Genomic DNA, 20,591 nt, shown 5'->3' on the forward strand with positions numbered 1-20,591 from the left:
TTAATCCCCTCCTTAAGAAAATGGCGTTTCACTAATTTCTAGTGCAATCGCTAATTTTCCTTCGTGGTTTAACCCAGCCATTAATAGTCTACCTTGTTCATCTAATTCATAATGGGTAATCCCTTGCGCATAAACCCATCCGTTTTCTAATTTAAGTCCGACACGGTGGGGATTATCATTGATGACTTTTCCATGTTCATATCGAATTTTCGCGTTGCGGATAAATGCGCTGGCATTAAAAAATTGTTCGTTATAGTGAGTGGCATAAGAGCCATTTGTCGTTTCGAGGTGTATATAAACATCTTTATTTGCAAATGAGTCAATTAACTTTTGAAGCTCTAGCACATCAACTTCCTTCATTCTCATTCCCCTTTCCAGAGACTTATGTTATTAGTATAGTAAAAAATTTCCCTCGATGAAAAGAAAAAGCAATGCGAATGAAAAATATTGAAATGAATGAAAAACACCCGTACATTTTCATTGTACGGGTGTTTCCTTAATAAAATGCTATTTTTTTGAAATTTCATTGCTTTTGGGGAATGGATGAATGTCATTGGGAAAGTGTATTTGGAAATTAAATTTCTTTTATTGTAACTTTTGGAGCTCCAAATACGTTTTTTGCTCCATGCATCACTGGACCAACATATTGATTCAATCGCCAGCCGTGCTGAATTGCTGCTGCAACAAATTCTTTTGAAGCAACAACTGCTTCTTGTATGGATAAGCCATTTGCTAAATTTGCAGTAATGCTTGCTGCGAAAGTACAGCCTGCGCCGTGATTATAATTTGTTTCAATAGGGTCCGTCTCTAATGCATAAAACTTGTCCCCATCGAAAAATAAATCAATGGCTTTTTCTGTTCCGAGAGAACGGCCACCTTTAATAACCACGTTTTTTGCGCCTAATGCATGAATTTTTTCTGCCGCCTCTTTCATTTCTTCAATGTTTTTTGGTGTTTTCATTCCAGCTAATTGTCCCGCTTCAAACAAGTTTGGAGTTGTGACAAGGGCAAGAGGTAAAAGATATTGAATCATGGCATCCACATTACCTGGGTTTAATACCTCATCTTCCCCTTTACATACCATCACTGGATCAATTACGACATTATTAGTTCCTGATTGTTGAATGCCTTCTGCCGCAACCTGAATCACTTCTTCATTAGGAAGCATTCCAGTTTTCACTGCATCAATGCCGGTAGAAATGGCCGTTTTTAGTTGTTCTTTCAATACATCGATTGGCAATGTATATACACTATGTCTCCAACCATGATCTGGATCCATTGTTGCAATGCAAGTTAAAGCTTGCATTCCATAAGTACCATATTCTTGGAAAGTTTTTAAATCTGCGTGAGTTCCGGCACCGCCTGATGCATCAGACCCAGCAATCGTTAATGTTTTCTTCAATGTCAATTTGCTCAACTCCTACTTAATGATTATGTTTTTAGTATATACCTAATCTGACTTTACAAAAATGGTCAGAATGATAAAAAATGATATAGTCAGAACACAACTAGCTAGGTATAAATTATAAATAAAGAGAAAGTTTTCCAAAGCGTATCCGAACAGATTATATAAAACTATTGATAATCTTCACGTAATCAAGTAGGTTGAAAGAGAGGTGTTCTGATTTGAAAAAAGTATTCGATAATGACTGGCAAGAAATTTTGCAAGATGAATTCGAAAAAACTTACTACAAGAATTTAAGAAAATTTGTAGCTGAAGAATATAGTACAAAAATTGTTTATCCGCCAATTGATGAAGTGATGAGTGCTTTTTACTCTGTTCCATACAAAGATGTAAAAGTTGTCATTTTAGGTCAAGATCCATATCACGGACCTGGACAAGCTCACGGCATGTGTTTTTCTGTTAAACCAGGTGTGCCTCATCCACCAAGTCTACGAAATATATTCCTTGAATTACATAATGATTTAGGCTGTCCCATTCCAAAGGACGGCTATTTAATGAAATGGGCGGAACAAGGAGTATTCTTATTAAACACGGTGTTGACAGTGAGACAAGGGGAGGCCAACTCCCATAAAGGTATGGGTTGGGAGCAATTTACCGATACCGTTATTGAAAAATTAGCAGAGCGGCAAGACCCAATCGTTTTTGTATTATGGGGAAGACCTGCACAAATGAAAAGGACAATCATTCAACGAAAGGGGTCTCATCACTGCATTTTACAAGCGCCTCATCCAAGCCCATTAAGCGCTCATCGCGGATTTTTCGGGAGTAGACCTTTCTCTAAAATCAACGCACAGTTAATTGAATGGGGAAAAGAACCAATTGATTGGTGTTTAACATAAAATGAGCACCAACTTTTTAGCAAGTTTTTGAACAACTTTGATTAAACTTTTCACAACACTGGAAATTTGGTAGAGTGAAATAAAAGGTGGGTTTCCCATGAAAGTCAACTGTTTTAAGTGTAAATATTTTAAAGTAACGTGGGATCCAAACAATCCACGAGGTTGTACAGCTTATCAATTCAAAACAAGACAATTACCGTCTGTTGTTGTAAAACAATCTTCCGGGATGGATTGTTTAAAGTTTGAACGAAAGGAATTACAGGGGGAAAGAAAATGATTTCCTACGAAAGATTGTTTAACGAAATTGAACGTTATGTGGTACAAGCAAAACAAACGACTAGTGAACAAGAGTTACGTGAATTGTTGAGCGCCATTCGAGCGTTATGTGATGTAGCATTAAACTCAGAAAAACGACCAACGTCCTTTGCCCAAAAAGACCAAGTGCAAAGTTATGTGCAAAGGCAAATGCCAAGCTATGTGCAAGTATCTCACGGAAATCAACTTCCCCCTTCAACCAAACTAGATGAAGAGGATGCAAACGGGGAATCAATTTTTGATTTTTAAAAATAAAAATAAAAAAGAGGTTTTGTAAAATGAAAGGTTCTATTATAACAGGTGCAGTATTTGGCTTTTTAGCGGTTGCATTAGGAGCATTCGGTGCACATGCATTAAAAGAAGTATTGGATGACTATGGTGCAGGAATTTGGGATACTGCTGTTCAATATCAAATGTTTCATGCAGCGGGCATCGTTCTAGTGGGTATTTTAATGCATCCAAGATTAATAGGAGATACGTCTCCTTTAAAATGGTCGTTTCTCACTATGTCCATTGGTATTTTATTCTTCTCCGGCAGTTTATACATACTCGCTGTTTCGGGTATCGGAATTTTAGGTGCTATTACCCCAATCGGTGGAGTATTATTTTTAACAGGATGGGTTTTGCTCATGATTGGTGTAGCAAAAAGCAGAATTTACTAATCAAAACTTTAGCAGTTTGAAGTCCATGTGAACGGCTTTAAGCTGCTTTTTTTATGGTTATAGGAATATATTAAAGGAAGTATAAAAAGTATAATTTGATATACGCAATATTTCGACACATTCTATGGTGCTTATTCATGGTACGATAATATGTAAAAGGACGCAACTTGGAAAGGGGTTTTTACATTGGAAAAATTATTGCTATTGTTAGATCGATACTATGAGGAAATGGTTTCCATTCGAAGATATTTACATGCAAATCCAGAGCTATCTTTTCAAGAAGTGCACACACCTCAATATATTGCGAATTTCCATCGTGAAATAGGCCTTGAAGTTCGAGAAGGAGTCGGTGGAAGAGGAGTTGTAGCCACTTTACGTGGAGCAAAACCTGGAAAAACAGTGGCGCTCAGGGCTGACTTTGATGCATTGCCAATCCAAGAAGAAAACGATATCCCTTATAAATCAAAGGTAGATGGAGTTATGCATGCTTGTGGGCATGACGGTCATACGGCAACGCTCTTAATATTAGCTAAAGCACTTTACGAAATGAGGGAAGAAATCAGCGGGAATATTGTGTTCATTCATCAATTTGCGGAAGAAGTGCTTCCGGGCGGTGCAAAACCGATGATTGAAGATGGTTGTTTAGATGGGGTAGATGTGATTTTCGGAACGCATCTTTGGGCCCCTACGCCATTAGGAGAAATCCATGTAAAAAGTGGTGCGATTATGGCAGCTCCAGATATGTTCGAAGTGACAATTCATGGTAAAGGTGGACATGGAGCAGAGCCTCATAATGCTATAGATTCCATCGTCCTTGGTGCCCAATATGTAAGCCAGTTGCAAACCATCATTTCGCGAAGAATTAGTCCACTCAAACAAGCGGTCATTACGGTAGGACAATTTGAAGCCGGGAAAGCGTACAATATTATTTCGGAAAAAGCTACATTAAAAGGAACTGTCCGTACACTCGATGAAGAGGTGCGCAATCAAATTGAAAAAGAGTTGGAATCTCTGCTTAAAGCGATATGTGATGGAGCAAATGCGACTTATGAATTTAAATATACGAGAGGTTATCCTGCCGTTGTGAATCATCCAGATGAAACAGCCTTTTTAGCTGATATTGCAAAAGGCATTTCTGAAGTAAATCAAGTAAAAGAATGTGAACCATTGATGGTTGGAGAAGACTTTGCTTATTATTTGCAAAAAGTGCCTGGTACATTTTTTATAACTGGTGCAAAACACCCAGATTGGGAAACAGCATATCCACATCATCATCCAAAATTTAATTTTGATGAACGAGCGATGTTAATTGCTGCAAAAACGATGGGACTTGCTACACTAACTTATTTGGAAAATAGATAATAATATTAATTTTTATAAAATCTTCCTTATATCTAATAAAAAATGAAAAAGAAAATAATATAATAGACTTATAGTATATTTCCATATGATGAGGTGACCAGGATGAGCATCGGGGGAAAAATGAATGTAGCTTTTTATTCCTTAATCGGGCTACTGTGTATATCGATGATTGTTAGTTTTATAAATTTTAATAGAATCGATAATCAAGTAGATGAGGCATTAAATGAACGAGTGGTAGCGCTTCAAGAAGTCTCTTCAGTTCGTTATCAAGTAGCCAAACTTGATAATTCAATCACAAAATTTCTTCTTACGAAAGATTATTCCAATTATGAAATGGTCAGTGTATACACACAATTAATCGATCAGCAAATAGCAAAGTTAGAAGAATTGGCTGCTACCGATACGATGAAAGGTTATATTGATGAATTAAAGCAATATAAACAAGCATTCGATGCAGAGTTTGCCATAGTAAACGAAACTATTAATTATGAAGAATTAAATAACGAAAATATTCAATCCATTCGCCAAGGTCTTATTGATACGATTGATAAAATAACTCAATACCAGACGGAACAATTGGAAGAGATAAAAAAAGAAACCAATGATGCCATCTACTCATCCAACTTTACTGCCGTGATTGTCTTAATTGCCAGCTTAATTGTCAGCGGAATTTTAGTATATTTTGTACGAAAAACAATTACGTTACCTTTAAGAAAAGTAATGGAAGCAGTAAAAGTGGTTTCATCCGGTAATTTAACTGAAAAGGATTTACAAGTGAATTCAAAAGATGAAATTGGCCAGCTTTCAAAAGCATTTAATACGATGAAAAATAATTTAAAAACACTCATTCAAAGCGTACAGCAAAACTCGGAACAATTAAGTGTTGCAGCACAACAGCTTTCTGTGAGTACTGAGGAAATTACTTCCACAAGTGAGGATATGTCTCGTCGCGTTAATTCGACAGCGGAAGTGGCTCAGACGAACTCTCAAGCGGCAAATGATTCCGCTCGAGCGATGGATGAAACAGCTATCGGCGTACAAAAAATTGCTGAATCCACTCAGCTTTTACATTCCAATTCTATAGATACGAGCAATATGGCCGTACACGGTGGAGAAATTATTTTACATGCAGAAAAACAAATGGATACCATTAGTCTTTCTACGAGCCTTGTTAATGATTTAGTTCAAAAATTGAGCAAACAAACAGAAGAAATCGAAAATATATCAAGGGTTATTGCTGAAATTACAGATCAAACGAATTTACTAGCGTTAAATGCTGCTATTGAAGCGGCTCGGGCAGGGGAACATGGAAAAGGATTTGCTGTAGTTGCTGAGGAAGTTCGTAAACTTGCAGAAGAATCAAAAGAATCGGCAAGTCAAATTACTGAACTGACGGTGGAAATTAAACGAGATACCGAAAATGTCGAAAAAGCTGTATCCAATTCATTACGTTCAGTGGAAGACGGCGTAAAAGTCATTTCAGAAGCAGGACAAAACTTCGCTAACATTGTGAAAGCAATTGAACAGATGAAAATCCAGATTGAGGAAATATCCGCAACAAGCGAACAAATTTCTGCAAGTGCTGAGGAGGTTTCTGCTGCGATCAATGAAATTTCCATTGCATCCACTGAATCTGCGAGCGAAATTCAAATGGTTGCTGCAAATATAGAAGAGCAGGCTGCAACAATCGAACAAGTGAATAAAGTGGCTGCCGAATTAAATGATAATGCTCAAAACTTACAAAAGGAAATCAGAAAATTCCGCATCGAATAAAAGGATTAACGACTTGTCCGAATAATCCATAAAAAAGAGCGAATAAGGAAATGTAAAGTTTCCATTCGCTCTTTTTAATTTTGTGTAGTCTATTAGTCTAATAGTCGATGTTTGATGAAAATGTGTAGCGTTAGAAATTAAGTAATTACATTTTAGTTGAAAATGTAGATTTTGTTTAACTAACGCTGTGGTCTAGTCGGTGTATTAATATATCTAAAACCTTCTTCAAATCGCGCATAGTCAAAGTAAATCATTGGTAATAAGTATACGTGATTTGTATTCGCTTCTCGAATCACCGCATGATCTCGACCTGCTTGCATGACTACTCCGCGAATGCGCAATGTATTTCCTTTGTTTTCACTTGTATTTTCTGCACTTGGGAATGTGAAAGAAAATGTACCTGTTACACCGATATTTTCACGTAAAATGTTTTCAATGTAAGATTCCTCTGTTTGTCTACCCCCAGTACCAGGCAACACAGTTCCGGAAGGTGTCATCCAATTTCCGCTTTGTACAGAAGGTGGCGTTTGCTGCATTTGGCCTTGGCCAATAAATGGTTGTTGATAGTATTGATTTCCCGATGCACCAGGACCCCAATAATAGTAAGTCACTCAAAACACCCTTTCATAATAATTTAATGCTTAAATACCAGGACAAACGCCTTCAGCAGGTGCAAAAAAACAGTGGGACTTATAACGACCGGTATTCCATTGTCCATACCATTGAGCAGGGCAGCTTCCTGTAGGCATGAAAAACCAAAGAGCTCTGTCGCCAGGAACGAAGCGTTCTCCATTAATCACTCTGCGTGCTAATGCAATATCTTGCGGACGTGCTCGTTGGTAAAAATAACTTTTTTGTACTGCCTCAAAACCACCAGGGCTTTGATAAACCATATCTTCAATGGACCGTATGTTTTTAAAATCTAGACAGTCTGCCCGTACCCGATTCACCCCTACATTCCCAACTAACAACATGCCAAGGTCTCCATCTCCTTCTGCTTCGGCTCTCATCAATCGAGCAAGTAAGGCAACTTGCGCTTCATTAGTTGCAATGACGGCGATTTTTCATACCTCCTCAAAATAATGTATGCAAGCCATCACGAATCAGAATAAAATTTGCAAAAAATGTTTCATTTACTTGAATAAAGATATTTTACGGCATGGAGTTGTATAAAGTGAGACTCATATCAATAAACTAGAATTGAAAAGTTTGACGTGTTTCGACATGCAACACTATTGAATAGAATATGAGTAGAGGTGTTAGTTTGTGACGAATTGGGGAATAGATAATACTAAATAGAGGGGAGAAGAGAGCAACTAGATTATTTTAGTGGGAGTTGGTGAAATTGCAATTAGGTGTATGGATTGGGATTGTCGTCAGTGCTATTTTGGCGTTTATTATTGCAAGTTTCTTCAATCAACCGCTCCATTGGTATCTGTTTATTTTAATTCTTTTCATCGGCTTTTTACTTCAAACAATCATTATGATTTTAAAAACGCCTGATGAAAATGAATGAGCGAGACGCAACAACACGTCTCGCTTTTTTAATTACCGAATTTCAAGTAATTTTGCGAATTTTTCTTGATCTAATAAGTTGCCAACGAGGAACTCGCCAAATTCTCCGAAGCGGGCAGAAGCTTCATCAAAGCGCATTTCATAAACAATTTTCTTAAATTGAAGCATATCATCTGAGAATAATGTTACGCCCCATTCGTGGTCATCTAAACCAGTAGAACCAGAAATAATTTGTTTTACTTTTCCAGCATATTTGCGTCCAATTTCACCATGAGAGCGCATTAAATTACGGCGTTCAGACATTGGCAACATGTACCAGTTGTCATTACCTTGACGGCGCTTGTCCATTGGATAGAAACAAACATATTTAGTTCGAGGTAGTTCCGGATATAAACGTGAACGAACATATGGATTTTGGTATGGATCTTCGTTCGAATCGCTTGCTAAATAGTTTGAGAGTTCCACAACAGAGAAATAAGTATATGTTGGAATTGTAAAATCAGCTATTTTTAATTTATTAAATTCAGTTTCTAATTCGTGAATTTCTTCAGGCGTTTCACGAAGAATCATTAACATAAAGTCCGCTTTTTGGCCAATTGTAGAATAAAAGGCATGAGAACCAGTTTTAGCTTCGTGAACTTGATTTAATTTATCTAGATATTGATTAAATTCTTCAATCGCTGCTTGGCGTTCCTCTTCAGAGATTAATTTCCAAGAAGCCCAATCCATTGCACGAAAATCGTGCAGACAGTACCAGCCATCTAAAGTTAATGCTGCTTCGCTCATTGCTTTAACACTCCTTCGAATTGATAATCATTCACAATAATCTTAGCATAAATTATAAAATATTCCTTGCAAATAAACTTAAAATTAATGAACCTTTCATGAAATCATTTACTTTCATTCAAAAATACTTTTGTGTATCCTTGAAATAGAGACGCTTATTAATATACAGGGAGTATATACAATGCAAACATTATTACAGCAAAAAACGTGGCGTTTTATCGATCAGTCAATGTCTTTTAACCGTACCCCACTCGAGTCTTTTGCGATGGATGATACCCTTTGCCATTTAGTGGGCCAAGGCTTGTCTTTTCCAGTTGTTCGCACATGGGTGCATCATCCTTACGTTGTACTTGGTATTCAGGATCATCGAATGCCATACATTCAAGAGGGAATTGAAGGATTAAAAAAAGTACATTATGAAGCGATTGTCCGAAATTCTGGTGGTCTTGCAGTTGTACTCGATCGAGGCGTATTAAATATTTCCATTGTCCTTTCAGAAGCACCAGGTTCCATTAGTATAAATACTGGCTATGAATTAATGTTTCAATTTATTAAGTTGTTATTTTCAGAAGCTGCACATCAAATCGAAGCCTATGAAATTGTCGGCTCATATTGCCCAGGTTCATATGATTTAAGCATCGGAGGAAAAAAGTTTGCAGGGATTTCTCAACGTCGAATACGAAATGGGGTTGCTGTACAGATTTATTTATGTATTGAAGGAAGTGGAAGCGAGCGAGCAGAACTGATTCGAGCATTGTATGAAACGAGTTTAAAAGATGTACAAACTAAATTCCAATATCCGAACGTTCAGCCGGAAGTGATGGCTAGTTTAAGCGAATTGTTAAATCGCCCCATTACTGTTCAAGAAACAGTCTTCCAAGTTCAACAATTGCTCGCTTCACTTTCTGGAAACGTTTTGTTTCAGCCGCTGCTGGAGGAGGAATTAGATTTATATTCTTTTTATTTAAAGAGAGTATTGGAGCGTAATGACAAATTGATTGGAAAAAATAAGTAGATGTGCATTAGTTCGGCACATCTACGTTTTCTTTACTAGAATTCATGTGAGTATAATCAGCTACTAAGTTTCCGTTCTTCTCCATTTTGAAAACAGGTGCAATGCGCGGTTCTTCATCTTCCAACGTAACAAGTCTGCGAGCGCGATTCATGATTTGAACGAATTGTTCGTAATCATCCCGGATTTGTTTGTTTTCCTTGCGCATTCTTTCTATTTCTTTTTCTAATTCTTTTATTTTTTCAGTAGCAGAGTTTGCGATTTGACGCCATTTAGTAACTTCATTGTCATGTCCACTTTGAGACTGTAAACGCAACAAATAAGCAATAACAATATCTAAATTCATATCAGATAAGGAGATGGGCTTGGATTGTTCTCCATCACTGCTAGGCAGTAAATAAACACCTGGTGAACGTCTTCTACCGTTCATCCCTAATAATTTCATTCGCTCTTTACGAATTCTTTTCGCTTCTTCTAGTTCTTTTTCATAGCGTTTGCGAACAACGGCATTCCATCGGAAACCACATGCTGCTGCAGTTCTATTTAATTTGTCTCCTGCTTCCTCAAAAGCGTTTAGTTGAGTACTGCCTTCTTTCACATGTCTTAATACTGCTTCAGCAAGTAGTTCATCGTTTTCTTTCAGCCAAGCATCTTGTCGAACTTTAACCATCGTTTAACCTCCTGTTAATATAGTAGTTTTTTATTATCAAAACTTATCGTGTCCAACAAGTTCCAAATTTATTCATTTTTATTTTAAAATTTTTATATGAATTTACTAAATGCTCCTTTCGTAAATGCATTTCAGTTCTTTGATGGATATTTGTCTTTTTTACTTGAATCGTTGTAACGTAATGGTCTAAAATATCACTTAGGCTAAAAGTAGAATTGAATTTGTATTATAGAAAGGGTTGTTGATCTTATGGCGGCAAACGAATTTAAAGTTTGCGATGAATGTCAAGCCGTCAATTTAAAAACGTTGATTCCTAAATTAAAAAAGCTTGATCCTGATGCAACGATTGTCATAGGCTGCCAATCATATTGCGGGCCTGGTCGCAAGAAAACGTTTACTTTCGTCAACGGGAGACCAGTCAATGCATTAACAGAAGAAGAATTAATGGAAAAAGTCAAAGCGAAATTAAAAATGGATTAAACAAAAGCTACTTTCTATTGTGGTAGAAGGTAGCTTGTTTTTTTATTAGTTTTTGAAAAATGCGTTGTTTTTAAACGAAGGATTTGGGGAAATCTACAAAATACTTGAAAGTTCTTGTATTTACTTGCGGTTTCTTACAATTTGAAACGATACTAAAAAAACTTCTCTGAATGATACCATTTACGTGTAAAAAAATAGAAACTTTCTTATAATAGATAGTAAGAATTGGAAGGAACGAGGTGCAGTCATTTTGGTGGAATATGCAAAAAGAAAACTTGCAGAAGAAAAAGTATTTAAAGATCCCGTGCACCGATATGTTCATGTTCGTGACCAAGTGATTTGGGATTTAATTGGAACAAAAGAATTTCAACGGTTGCGTCGAATTCGCCAATTAGGTACAACTTACCTTGTATTTCATGGTGCAGAGCATAGTCGCTTTAACCATTCTTTAGGTGTATATGAAGTCGTTCGTCGCATTGTGGATGATGTATTCCATGGAAGACCTGATTGGAATGATGATGAGCGACTTCTTGTGCTATGTGCAGCACTACTCCACGATTTAGGCCACGGACCATTTTCTCATGCCTTTGAAAATGTATTTAAAACAGATCATGAATATTTTACGAGGCAAATATTATTAGGAGAAACAGAAGTCAATACGGTATTAAAAAGAGTATCGGAAGATTTTCCTGAAAAAGTGGCACAAGTCATTGAAAAAACCTATGAAAATCAACTGGTCGTAAGCTTGATTTCCAGCCAAATAGATGCGGATCGAATGGATTACTTACAAAGAGATGCATATTATACTGGCGTTAGTTATGGACATTTCGATATGGAAAGAATTCTTAGAGTAATGCGGCCGAGAAAAGGAAAAGTTGTTATTAAATCAAGTGGAATGCATGCGGTGGAAGACTATATCATGTCCCGCTATCAAATGTATTTGCAAGTCTATTTCCACCCGGTTTCTCGAAGTGCGGAAGTATTATTAAATAACATCTTGAAAAGAACGAAGCATTTATATGAGCAAGGTTATCAATTTACTGTCGAACCCGTTCATTTTAAATCCTTTTTTGAAAATAATATAACGGTAGAAGATTACCTTGAATTAGACGAATATTTATTGATCACTTATTTTAAATTGTGGATGAAAGAAAAGGATCCTATTTTACAAGATTTGAGTACGAGATTCGTGACCCGCAAACTGTTTGAGTATATTAATCTCAATCCAGAAGAAGAGATGGAGCGCTTTGAGAAATTAAAAAATTTATTCCAACAAGCTGGTATTGAAACAGAATACTATATTTATCATGATTGCACTTCTGACTTACCTTACGATTACTATGAACCGGATGAAGAAACGAACCGAATGCCGATTTTTTTAGAAATGCCTAATGGTGAAATTAGAGAGCTATCAAAGGAATCTTATATTGTTGATGCTATCGCAGGCCGCATGAAAAAAGATCATAAAGTCTATTATCCAAAAGAAGTATTAATGGATTCAACTTTAGATCAATACTTGAAAGTAGAAATCGAGAAATTATTGAACGAAACAAAATAGCACCTTTTTGGAAGGTGTTATTCTTTTTGCTTAATTCACGAATTAATCATGGGGATATGGAAGATTTAAAGTTTTCTGTAATGATTTAGAAATTATATTATAATAGGATAATAATATATTTAATATTTTTAGAAAGGATTAACGACATGAAAATCGCTCATAAAATGATCGCTTTATTGCTTCCGCTTGTTTTTATGGCTATAAATATGGGGGAAGCAAGTACGGTTCGTTATGCCGTCCCATTGCAGGATAACGTCAAAATTTTTGATAATCGTACTGGTGAATTTATTCCTGTTGCCACCATGAAAAAAGATCAGCCGCTTGTTATTAATAAAGAATATGAACAAGATTGGTGGGAAATAAAATTTGGAAACGGCTATGCCTATATAAGTAAAAGCGATGTTTATCAATCAGAAACATGGACAACCCGTAACGTCAATACAAATGCAAAAAATTCAAATCAAACGGTATTAATCAATTACGATTTAGAAGTATATGATAATACTTCCGGAAAATTAGTTCCAATGGTATCCATTAAGGCAGGATTACGATATCCGGTGATTAGTGAGTTCGGAAACTTCTGGAAGGTAGATGTTGGCGGTCGAATTGGCTATATGCCAAAAGCAAGAACAAGTGTTGATAACGGTATACCGATATTGATGTACCACCATATTTTAACACCGGAAGAAAAAGCAAATTCTGTATATGCGAATGCTTCAACAACGATCACAACAACAGAATTTAACAGCCAGATGGAGTGGTTGAAGAAAAATCAGTTTGAGACGATTTCGCTATATGACTTAGAACGATATTTACATAAACAAGTAAATCTCCCTGCGAAAGCAGTTGTGCTGACCTTTGATGATGGGATTACAAGTATTAGGGAATATGCATATCCAGTGTTAAAGCAATATGGCTTCATTGCGGAACAATTTATTATTACGAGTAGAATTCCGAAATCAAAACAGCCTTTTCAATGGGACACGCTGCGTTTTTTCAGTCAACAAGATATGGATGAGATGAGCGATGTCTTTCACTACGGTAGCCATACCCACAACTTACACAGTTTAATCGGTAATAAAGCGAAGGGGCTTACAGTTTCAAGGGAAGAATTATATGAAGACTTATTAACAAGTCAAAATATTTTAGGTACAAATTATTTTGCCTATCCTTTTGGTCAGTATGATCAACGCTTTATTGATACAGTGAAAAAAGCAGGTTATCGAATGGCTGTTTCTACGAGAAGAGGAAAAGTGAATTTAGGGGAAGATTTATACACACTCGAGCGTTTAGGAATTGAGCCGGGGCTTTCCATTAATGAATTTGCAAAAAAAGTGAGCAATTAAAAAATTTGAGGGTGCCGAATTGGTCACCCTCATCCTTTTGTACATTACTTATCTGAAGCGCGAACGCCGCCTGTTGCATAATGATTTTTAGACATTTCTTCAATAATAATTGTTACCGCTTCAGGTTTTGCATTAATTGTTTCAACTAGAGCTTCTGTAACTTTTTCAACCATCGCCTTTTTCTGTTCATCTGTGCGACCTTCTAACATTTTGATTGTAACTACTGGCATGACGCAACCTCCTAGTGGATAAATTTGAAGTATAATCATTATAATAGGTTTAAATGGAGGGGATGACAATATGACAAATGAAGAAAAACCAAAACAAAAAATGTCTTTTACCATTATAAAAAACGATCCAACAGATGGTCATAAAGGATTTGGAATAGGTACAATATCATTGGAGAATGTAACGCCAGTATTTATTGATATAGAAGAAAAACATGCATTTATCGATATGGGAGCAATGCATGCCAAGAGTGAAGTGGAAAAACGCATTAAATTTACGACAAACCGTGAAGATTCAGCTGGCGGTAAACCATATTGGCTTGTATGGGTCACTGTCGATATAAAAGAAGATGGACCATATTACGCAGGGGTTGCAGCATGCGAAATGGTTGTCAATAAAGAAAAGCGCAGAGGTTATAAGATACTTGCCGACCATGTAAATAAAATGGACAAATCATTAAAACGCAAAATTGTTGTCGATCATATGGACGATGAATCGAAAAAAATATTGGCGGATTTTCTACAAAATCACGATCTCGGCATGTGGGAACGAAGCAGTCAACAATTAAAAGATGAATTAGCTATAAAAAAATAAAAAATATATAAACAGCAGATTTTATTGTCAATAGGATTTGTGAAAAAAGTATTTAAAAGTGTCAGAATTGTGACGAAACGTTGTAATATTCATTCCTTTGTTGAAACCATTCTAAAAAATAAGTACACTGAATTTATAGCTAAAATAATAGTATAGCTAGGACAAGGACATTTAGTAGATAGAGTAGAATCAATGTGGCATTTTATTTTCCCAAGCAAAATGTCTCATTTATCTCTGTTTACGAAAAAAGCTTTCTCTTTCGTGAAAATTCCAAGAAAGAGAAAGCTTATTTTTTTATCTTTTTTAATTAAACAAACCTTTTAATGACTCGAATGGAAATAATTCAAAAAGACCATTCCAACCATCTTCATGAAAGAAATCAAAGTCTGTACATTTTTTCGTCGGAATATCTTCTTCCTTTAAATACATGAGACGTTGTTTTGGGCATGCGTCTGTCGCAAGTTTACCCGTTTCAATATCAATCATAACCCCTCTGACGCCTTTTGGTACTTCAAAAGATTCATTCGGTTTATCACGATGAACGGCCTCCATAAAATCAATCCATACTTGTTTATGGGCGGACATATCGGAAGAAGAAGATAACGTTTTTCCTTGATCATAGCCGTTCCAAACTCCTGTCGTAATGGAAGGACTATAACCAATCAACCATTGATCTGAAACCGTTGTTCCCGATTTTGCCGCATACGTATGCGTCATTCTTGAACGAAGGGAAACCCCAGTTGCAGGGGAATAATCACTGAATATCGGGTCAAAAATGCCTGTCATCATTTGAGTTAATAGGAAAGCATCTTGTTCAGAAATGACTTGTTCTTCAGAAGGTTCTTCATATTCATACACAAGTTCGCCTTCCGCATTATGAATTGATAGAATTGTAGTCGGTTTTCGATATTGCCCTTTTGCAGCAATGATATTGTAAGCATTTGTTAAGTCATATAACGAGTTTTCAATCGTTCCGAGCGCCATGGATGGATTGTCTTTGTTGGAATATCTTAAATTAAATCTTTCAGAGATTTCTCGGAATTTATCGTAGCCGATTTGTTCTAATGTTTTAACTGCGTAAATATTATCTGAAATCGCAATCGCCTGAGCCATCGACATGTCGCCATCTGCAAATTTTCCATTGACGTTTTGTGGCTTGTAGGTAGCCCGTCCATCATCGTAAGTAAAAATCGTTTCACCTACGTCTAAATAGGTGAGCGGTGTAAAGCCATTTTCCAGTGCTGCTGCATACAGGATTGGTTTTATCGCAGAACCGGGTTGACGAAGTGCTTGTGTTACGCGATTATAGGAACTTTCTCGATAATTACGTCCACCGACAAGGGCGGTTACTTGACCAGTTTCTACATCCATGCTGACAAGTCCCACTTGTAATTCATTATCAGGCATATTTTTATTAATTGCCTCTTCAGCAGCCTTTTGGTGAGCTTGGTTTAATGTCGTTTTAATAATCCAACCCCCTTCTCGAATATTGAGTTTTTTCTCTTCCAAAATTTTCGTCGCTTCTTGCCACACAACATCCAAGAAATAAGGCGCAATCGTTTTAGAAGCAGTCCATTGATCATTTTTTAACACGATGTTTTCAGATAATGCGCGTTCCTTTTCTGCACTTGAAATTTTATTTTGATCTTCCATTAACGATAAGATTAACTTTTGACGATTAAAGGCTTTGTCATAATTATTAAGAGGAGAATAGATACTTGGCCCTTTAGGGATGCCCGCAAGCAAAGCAGATTCAGCTAACGTTAAATCGCTTGCGGATTTACCAAAGTAATATCTACTTGCTGCTTCAGCTCCATACATGCCGTGACCGTAGTTCACTGTATTCAAATAGGCTTCTAGTATTTCATCTTTAGAATAAAAGAGTTCCAAACGATAGGCGTAAAGTGCTTCCATTATTTTACGAGACCATGTTTTTTCTAAAGTTAAATATAGATTCCGTGCTAATTGCTGGGTGATTGTACTTGCACCTTCTGCTTTACTGCGCGTTTTTAAGTCATTTAAAACGGCACTCGCAATTCTTGAATAATCAAAACCATTATGTTGATAGAAATCTTTATCTTCCACTGCAATCGTTGCCTCTATTAAATAAGGTGAAATTTCATCTAGTTCTTTCCAATATCGACGTTCAGCAGTAAAATAATCGCCAATTTGATTGCCGTTCCGGTCTAAGAATACGGATGCTTTCGTTATGATGAGTGGTGGAGCTCCAGCAACTTGCGCATAGATTCTTAAACCAACAAACGATACGACAATTGCACATAGAAAGGCAATCGAGTAAAAAGCAATATTTCGAATCTTTTTTTTTCGTCGAATATGCCGCTGATAACTACGTCTACCCATCCATTTCACCTCTTTTCAATCAACTAATCATAGTATGGACTTGAAATTTACTGTTTAATCGAAAATATACATAAAAAAACTGTTGCCTTTTGTCTAAAAACGTCTATACTTTTTCTGTATGAAAATTGTTTCAACTTGAAATGAAGTTTTTGTTTTCGTAATCAATAGTGAATACGAAAAATGTCGAAAAAAGTTCCGAATTCTTTTGGATTCGCAATTTTTAGCTTTCAAGTAATAGGTACTAGAATTAGTGTAAGTAAAAGATGAATAGAGTAGGTGATTCATATGAGATTTGACGAAACATATTCTGGCAATGTTTTTATAAAAAGCCATCCTAATTACGAAGAATCAAAGGCAGTCCTATATGGTATGCCGATGGATTGGACAGTAAGTTTCCGCCCAGGTTCTCGCTTCGGTCCCGCAAGAATTCGTGAAGTTTCTGTTGGATTGGAAGAATATAGCCCATATCTAGACCGTGAATTAGAAGAAGTAAAATTTTTCGATGCAGGGGATATTCCACTTCCATTTGGGAATGCTCAAAAATCATTAGATGAAATTGAAAAGTTTGTAAAGAAAGTGTTAGCAGATGGGAAAATTCCTGTCGGCATGGGTGGAGAGCATTTAGTGTCTTGGCCTGTAATGAAAGCTGTTTATGAAAAATACCCAGATTTAGCCATCCTTCATTTTGATGCACATACGGATTTGCGCACAGATTATGAAGGAGAGCCATTAAGCCATGCTACGCCAATCCGAAAAATTGCGGAATTGATTGGTCCTCATAATGTATATTCTTTCGGTATTCGTTCTGGACTTAAAGAAGAATTTGAATGGGCGAAAGAAAACGGCATGTATATTGCGAAATTTGAAGTGTTAGAGCCTTTAAAAGAAGTACTTCCAACGCTTAAAGGTCGCAACGTTTATATCACAACGGATATCGATGTGCTAGATCCTGCATTTGCTCCTGGAACTGGTACAGTAGATTGCGGCGGCATTACATCAAAAGAACTGCTTGCATCAATCCATGAAATTGCAAGAAGTGAAGTAAATGTCGTTGGTTTTGACTTAGTAGAAGTAGCTCCTGTATACGACCACTCTGAAATGACAGCCAATACGGCTTCCAAACTATTAAGAGAAATGATTCTAGGTTGGATTAAATAAAAATCTTGAGGCGATTAAAGTTCATTGGAAAACTTTAATCGCTTTTTTATTTGATATTTTTTCCTAATCAGAAGGAAAACCGTTTAAAATGAAGCCAACGCCTTGATATTTTGAATTTTCATTCGTTCCCTTGAAATTTCTTGCAAGGCAATAATATAATGTATAAGTTATAGTAATACATAAGGAGTGCCCACAGGAAATGAGTGTTGAAAAAAACGTAAAAATAAAAGTCATTTCGACGATTTGCCCAATTGAAGGGGACGGGGAAACATATGAACTGTGGCTTCAAGGTATTTGGCTAAAAAAGAACGGTAAAATGTATTTACGCTATGAAGAAATAATAGAAGACCAAACAATTCGTACAACAGTAAAAATGAATAACGACGATGCACTCATTTTGCGATGTGGAGCTGTCAACATGCGGCTGCCTTTTAGCACAGAATGTAAACAAAATGGTCACTACGACACAATGTATGGCACGTTGCCATTGCAAACAAAAACTTATCACCTAGGGTTCGAACATGTAGATGAAGATAATATAAGTGGCAGATTTAATGTGCAATATGATTTAATTATTAGTGGACAATCAGTCGGTCATTATACATTGGAAATACAATACACGGAGGGACAAGCATGAATGCAGTAGGACAATTGCAAGAATCATTGAAAAACGCTTTAAAAGCTGCTGTTTTAAAAGCGCAAATTTTAGAAGAAGGAACGGATTTTCAAGTTCATATTGAAGTGCCAAAAGATCAAACAAAAGGTGACTTCGCAACAAACTTGGCGATGCAACTAACGAAGCTAGCAAAAAAACCCCCACGCCAAATAGCAGAAGCAATTGTTGAAAATTTAGAAACAGAAGGAACTGATATTGAAAAAGTTGAGATTGCAGGACCGGGCTTCATCAACATCTTTGTTCGCAAAGATTTCCTTGCAGATATTGTAAAAGCGGTGTTCGAACAAGGTGAAAATTATGGTCGCTCAAATAGCGGAGGCGGAGAAAAAATTCAAGTGGAGTTTGTATCGGCGAATCCAACAGGTGACCTTCACTTAGGACATGCTCGCGGTGCTGCATTCGGCGACTCCCTTTGCAATGTTTTAGATTTTGCAGGATATGACGTTACTCGTGAATATTACATTAACGATGCGGGAAATCAAATTAACAACTTGGCTTATTCCCTAGAAGCGCGTTACAAACAAGCGTTGGGACTTGATGCGGAAATGCCGGAAGATGGCTACTATGGCCAAGACATTATTGAGATTGCAAACAAACTTGTTGAACGATACGGCGATTCTATTTTAGAAAAATCCGATGAAGAACGTTTTAACTTCTTCCGTGAAAATGGATTAGCTCTTGAATTAGAAAAATTGAAAAAGGACTTAGAAAATTTCAGAGTTCGATTTGATGTATGGTATTCCGAAACTTCATTATATAAAAATGGAAAAATTGACCACGCTTTAAATAAATTAAGAGAAAACGGCCACGTTTATGAACAGGATGGAGCGACTTGGTTCCGCTCAACAACATTTGGCGACGATAAAGACCGCGTTCTCATTAAATCAGACGGTTCATACACATACTTAACACCAGATATTGCATACCATGAAGATAAAATTCAACGAGGCTTCGATAAACTGATTAACGTTTGGGGAGCAGACCATCATGGTTATATTCCGCGTATGAAAGCGGCAATTCAAGCTCTTGGCTATGATCGTGATAAATTAGAAGTCGAAGTCATCCAAATGGTGCAGCTTTATAAAAACGGCGAAAAATATAAAATGAGTAAACGTACAGGTAATGCTGTAACAATGCGTGAGCTGGTGGAAGAAGTAGGGCTTGATGCAGTACGATACTACTTCGTGAAAACCGCTTGCGATTCCCATATGGACTTTGACCTTGATCTTGCTGTTGCAGAATCAAACGAAAACCCTGTATACTACGCACAATACGCTCATGCACGTATTTGTTCTATTTTGCGCAGTGCAGAAGAACAAGGATTCCAAGCGTCATTAGAAAACTTACATTTATTAACGGATGAAAAATCAGAGGAAGTGTTGAAAAAGGTAGGTACTTTTCCACAAATCGTAGCAGAAGCAGCAAAACATCGCACTCCTCACCGCATTGCGAACTATATTCAAGAATTAGCAGCGGCATTCCACAGCTTCTACAACGCGGAAAAAGTGTTAAATCCGGATAATAAAGAATTAACAGAAGCGCGTCTTTCATTAATTCAAGCTGTTCGAGTAACTCTTGCCAACGCATTAAGACTAATCGGCGTTTCAGCACCAGAAAAAATGTAATTTGTTTTAAACCAGCTTCATAATAGGGGCTGGTTTTTTCTTTTGTATTCTTATAAAATTTATAGGAATTATATTGACATTGAATGTACGATTGAGTAAAATTTGATTAATATAAATCCAACTAAACAAGTTGGTATTAAGTGATTGATAAAGTTGTAGTTTCTAT

At 36.6% G+C, this 20,591-nt stretch carries 23 protein-coding genes; 15 read left to right on the forward strand and 8 right to left on the reverse strand.

Annotation, left to right across the window (positions count from 1 at the left end; genetic code table 11):
• Window positions 1–12: 12 nt before the first annotated feature.
• Together NST98_RS15380 and thiD are read right to left on the reverse strand one after the other, a co-directional pair.
• Window positions 13–360 (reverse strand): YojF family protein, encoded by a 348-nt coding sequence (locus tag NST98_RS15380; RefSeq protein WP_016837310.1) that lies wholly within the window; start codon window positions 358–360, stop codon window positions 13–15.
• A gap of 214 nt (window positions 361–574) precedes the next feature.
• Window positions 575–1,408, reverse strand: coding sequence for a bifunctional hydroxymethylpyrimidine kinase/phosphomethylpyrimidine kinase (gene thiD, locus NST98_RS15385; RefSeq protein WP_340715484.1), 834 nt, complete (start codon window positions 1,406–1,408; stop codon window positions 575–577).
• A 218-nt stretch (window positions 1,409–1,626) separates the two neighbouring features.
• Here thiD and NST98_RS15390 point away from each other — a divergent pair, with 218 nt between their 5' ends.
• From NST98_RS15390 to NST98_RS15415, 6 genes are all read left to right on the forward strand, one after another.
• Window positions 1,627–2,304, forward strand: a complete 678-nt coding sequence (locus tag NST98_RS15390; RefSeq protein ID WP_340715485.1) for a uracil-DNA glycosylase — start codon at window positions 1,627–1,629, stop codon at window positions 2,302–2,304.
• Window positions 2,305–2,401: 97 nt separating this feature from the next.
• A complete protein-coding gene (locus tag NST98_RS15395; RefSeq protein ID WP_168412653.1) occupies window positions 2,402–2,581 on the forward strand; it encodes a uracil-DNA glycosylase in 180 nt (59 codons plus the stop codon).
• Entirely contained in the window at window positions 2,578–2,868 is a 291-nt protein-coding gene (locus NST98_RS15400; protein ID WP_016837305.1) for a YwdI family protein, read from the forward strand. Before NST98_RS15395 ends, NST98_RS15400 begins: the two co-directional genes overlap by 4 nt.
• 29 nt (window positions 2,869–2,897) lie before the next feature.
• The gene (locus NST98_RS15405; RefSeq protein ID WP_340704506.1) at window positions 2,898–3,281 is read left to right on the forward strand and encodes a DUF423 domain-containing protein; all 384 of its coding nucleotides are present in this window, start codon (window positions 2,898–2,900) and stop codon (window positions 3,279–3,281) included.
• Window positions 3,282–3,467: 186 nt separating this feature from the next.
• On the forward strand, window positions 3,468–4,643 hold the full coding sequence (locus NST98_RS15410) for a M20 family metallopeptidase (protein ID WP_340715486.1): 1,176 nt from the start codon (window positions 3,468–3,470) through the stop codon (window positions 4,641–4,643).
• Between the two features lie 102 nt (window positions 4,644–4,745).
• Window positions 4,746–6,416, forward strand: coding sequence for a methyl-accepting chemotaxis protein (locus NST98_RS15415; RefSeq protein ID WP_340715487.1), 1,671 nt, complete (start codon window positions 4,746–4,748; stop codon window positions 6,414–6,416).
• Between the two features lie 179 nt (window positions 6,417–6,595).
• Here the strand turns inward: NST98_RS15415 and NST98_RS15420 are convergent, their stop codons facing one another.
• Window positions 6,596–7,027 (reverse strand): spore coat protein GerQ, encoded by a 432-nt coding sequence (locus NST98_RS15420; protein WP_340715488.1) that lies wholly within the window; start codon window positions 7,025–7,027, stop codon window positions 6,596–6,598.
• Window positions 7,028–7,057: 30 nt separating this feature from the next.
• Window positions 7,058–7,426, reverse strand: coding sequence for a cell wall hydrolase (locus tag NST98_RS15425; protein WP_210730808.1), 369 nt, complete (start codon window positions 7,424–7,426; stop codon window positions 7,058–7,060).
• Window positions 7,427–7,761: 335 nt separating this feature from the next.
• On the opposite strand from NST98_RS15425, the gene NST98_RS15430 reads away from it, so the two are divergent.
• The gene (locus tag NST98_RS15430) at window positions 7,762–7,932 is read left to right on the forward strand and encodes a hypothetical protein (protein WP_016837298.1); all 171 of its coding nucleotides are present in this window, start codon (window positions 7,762–7,764) and stop codon (window positions 7,930–7,932) included.
• A 32-nt stretch (window positions 7,933–7,964) separates the two neighbouring features.
• On the opposite strand, the gene hemQ is transcribed toward NST98_RS15430, so the two are convergent.
• Window positions 7,965–8,717 (reverse strand): hydrogen peroxide-dependent heme synthase, encoded by a 753-nt coding sequence (gene hemQ / locus NST98_RS15435; protein WP_096550296.1) that lies wholly within the window; start codon window positions 8,715–8,717, stop codon window positions 7,965–7,967.
• Window positions 8,718–8,898: 181 nt separating this feature from the next.
• Between hemQ and NST98_RS15440 the strand changes: the two genes are divergently transcribed.
• Window positions 8,899–9,732: a lipoate--protein ligase family protein gene (locus NST98_RS15440; RefSeq protein ID WP_340715489.1), complete on the forward strand. Its 834-nt coding sequence runs from the start codon at window positions 8,899–8,901 to the stop codon at window positions 9,730–9,732.
• A 7-nt stretch (window positions 9,733–9,739) separates the two neighbouring features.
• Here the strand turns inward: NST98_RS15440 and NST98_RS15445 are convergent, their stop codons facing one another.
• On the reverse strand, window positions 9,740–10,399 hold the full coding sequence (locus NST98_RS15445; RefSeq protein WP_340715490.1) for an RsfA family transcriptional regulator: 660 nt from the start codon (window positions 10,397–10,399) through the stop codon (window positions 9,740–9,742).
• 249 nt (window positions 10,400–10,648) lie between these two features.
• On the opposite strand from NST98_RS15445, the gene NST98_RS15450 reads away from it, so the two are divergent.
• From NST98_RS15450 to NST98_RS15460, 3 genes are all read left to right on the forward strand, one after another.
• Window positions 10,649–10,879, forward strand: coding sequence for a DUF1450 domain-containing protein (locus NST98_RS15450; RefSeq protein WP_016837294.1), 231 nt, complete (start codon window positions 10,649–10,651; stop codon window positions 10,877–10,879).
• Window positions 10,880–11,132: 253 nt separating this feature from the next.
• Window positions 11,133–12,437: an HD domain-containing protein gene (locus NST98_RS15455; protein WP_340715753.1), complete on the forward strand. Its 1,305-nt coding sequence runs from the start codon at window positions 11,133–11,135 to the stop codon at window positions 12,435–12,437.
• 146 nt (window positions 12,438–12,583) lie between these two features.
• On the forward strand, window positions 12,584–13,783 hold the full coding sequence (locus NST98_RS15460) for a polysaccharide deacetylase family protein (protein ID WP_340715491.1): 1,200 nt from the start codon (window positions 12,584–12,586) through the stop codon (window positions 13,781–13,783).
• Window positions 13,784–13,827: 44 nt separating this feature from the next.
• On the opposite strand, the gene NST98_RS15465 is transcribed toward NST98_RS15460, so the two are convergent.
• Window positions 13,828–14,013, reverse strand: coding sequence for a 2-hydroxymuconate tautomerase (locus NST98_RS15465; RefSeq protein WP_016837291.1), 186 nt, complete (start codon window positions 14,011–14,013; stop codon window positions 13,828–13,830).
• A gap of 70 nt (window positions 14,014–14,083) precedes the next feature.
• On the opposite strand from NST98_RS15465, the gene NST98_RS15470 reads away from it, so the two are divergent.
• Window positions 14,084–14,605 carry a YwhD family protein gene (locus NST98_RS15470; RefSeq protein ID WP_340704501.1) on the forward strand — a complete coding sequence of 174 codons (522 nt, stop codon included), beginning with the start codon at window positions 14,084–14,086 and terminating at the stop codon, window positions 14,603–14,605.
• A 303-nt stretch (window positions 14,606–14,908) separates the two neighbouring features.
• On the opposite strand, the gene NST98_RS15475 is transcribed toward NST98_RS15470, so the two are convergent.
• On the reverse strand, window positions 14,909–16,966 hold the full coding sequence (locus NST98_RS15475; protein ID WP_340715492.1) for a transglycosylase domain-containing protein: 2,058 nt from the start codon (window positions 16,964–16,966) through the stop codon (window positions 14,909–14,911).
• 285 nt (window positions 16,967–17,251) lie between these two features.
• Between NST98_RS15475 and speB the strand changes: the two genes are divergently transcribed.
• The 3 genes from speB (at window position 17,252) to argS (ending at window position 20,425) form a co-directional block, all read left to right on the forward strand.
• Entirely contained in the window at window positions 17,252–18,124 is an 873-nt protein-coding gene (gene speB, locus NST98_RS15480) for an agmatinase (protein ID WP_340704499.1), read from the forward strand.
• Window positions 18,125–18,323: 199 nt separating this feature from the next.
• Window positions 18,324–18,761, forward strand: coding sequence for a DUF1934 domain-containing protein (locus NST98_RS15485; protein WP_340715493.1), 438 nt, complete (start codon window positions 18,324–18,326; stop codon window positions 18,759–18,761).
• Complete coding sequence (gene argS / locus NST98_RS15490) at window positions 18,758–20,425, forward strand: arginine--tRNA ligase (protein WP_340715494.1); 1,668 nt, start codon at window positions 18,758–18,760, stop codon at window positions 20,423–20,425. The genes NST98_RS15485 and argS overlap by 4 nt, the downstream gene beginning before the upstream one ends.
• Window positions 20,426–20,591 lie beyond the last annotated feature (166 nt).

This window comes from Ureibacillus sp. FSL W8-0352 (assembly GCF_038004345.1).
Classification (GTDB): domain Bacteria; phylum Bacillota; class Bacilli; order Bacillales_A; family Planococcaceae; genus Ureibacillus; species Ureibacillus thermosphaericus.

Excerpts from the sequence above, each read along its gene's own strand:
- speB (WP_340704499.1), top strand. The coding sequence starts at position 17,252 with ATGAGATTTGACGAAACATATTCTGGCAATGTTTTTATAAAAAGCCAT.
- NST98_RS15400 (WP_016837305.1), top strand. The coding sequence starts at position 2,578 with ATGATTTCCTACGAAAGATTGTTTAACGAAATTGAACGTTATGTGGTA.
- NST98_RS15450 (WP_016837294.1), top strand. The coding sequence starts at position 10,649 with ATGGCGGCAAACGAATTTAAAGTTTGCGATGAATGTCAAGCCGTCAAT.
- argS (WP_340715494.1), top strand. The coding sequence starts at position 18,758 with ATGAATGCAGTAGGACAATTGCAAGAATCATTGAAAAACGCTTTAAAA.
- NST98_RS15380 (WP_016837310.1), bottom strand. The coding sequence starts at position 360 with ATGAAGGAAGTTGATGTGCTAGAGCTTCAAAAGTTAATTGACTCATTT.
- NST98_RS15395 (WP_168412653.1), top strand. The coding sequence starts at position 2,402 with ATGAAAGTCAACTGTTTTAAGTGTAAATATTTTAAAGTAACGTGGGAT.
- NST98_RS15460 (WP_340715491.1), top strand. The coding sequence starts at position 12,584 with ATGAAAATCGCTCATAAAATGATCGCTTTATTGCTTCCGCTTGTTTTT.
- NST98_RS15470 (WP_340704501.1), top strand. The coding sequence starts at position 14,084 with ATGACAAATGAAGAAAAACCAAAACAAAAAATGTCTTTTACCATTATA.
- NST98_RS15405 (WP_340704506.1), top strand. The coding sequence starts at position 2,898 with ATGAAAGGTTCTATTATAACAGGTGCAGTATTTGGCTTTTTAGCGGTT.
- NST98_RS15415 (WP_340715487.1), top strand. The coding sequence starts at position 4,746 with ATGAGCATCGGGGGAAAAATGAATGTAGCTTTTTATTCCTTAATCGGG.
- NST98_RS15440 (WP_340715489.1), top strand. The coding sequence starts at position 8,899 with ATGCAAACATTATTACAGCAAAAAACGTGGCGTTTTATCGATCAGTCA.
- NST98_RS15485 (WP_340715493.1), top strand. The coding sequence starts at position 18,324 with ATGAGTGTTGAAAAAAACGTAAAAATAAAAGTCATTTCGACGATTTGC.
- NST98_RS15465 (WP_016837291.1), bottom strand. The coding sequence starts at position 14,013 with ATGCCAGTAGTTACAATCAAAATGTTAGAAGGTCGCACAGATGAACAG.
- NST98_RS15445 (WP_340715490.1), bottom strand. The coding sequence starts at position 10,399 with ATGGTTAAAGTTCGACAAGATGCTTGGCTGAAAGAAAACGATGAACTA.
- NST98_RS15475 (WP_340715492.1), bottom strand. The coding sequence starts at position 16,966 with ATGGGTAGACGTAGTTATCAGCGGCATATTCGACGAAAAAAAAAGATT.
- NST98_RS15425 (WP_210730808.1), bottom strand. The coding sequence starts at position 7,426 with ATGAGAGCCGAAGCAGAAGGAGATGGAGACCTTGGCATGTTGTTAGTT.
- hemQ (WP_096550296.1), bottom strand. The coding sequence starts at position 8,717 with ATGAGCGAAGCAGCATTAACTTTAGATGGCTGGTACTGTCTGCACGAT.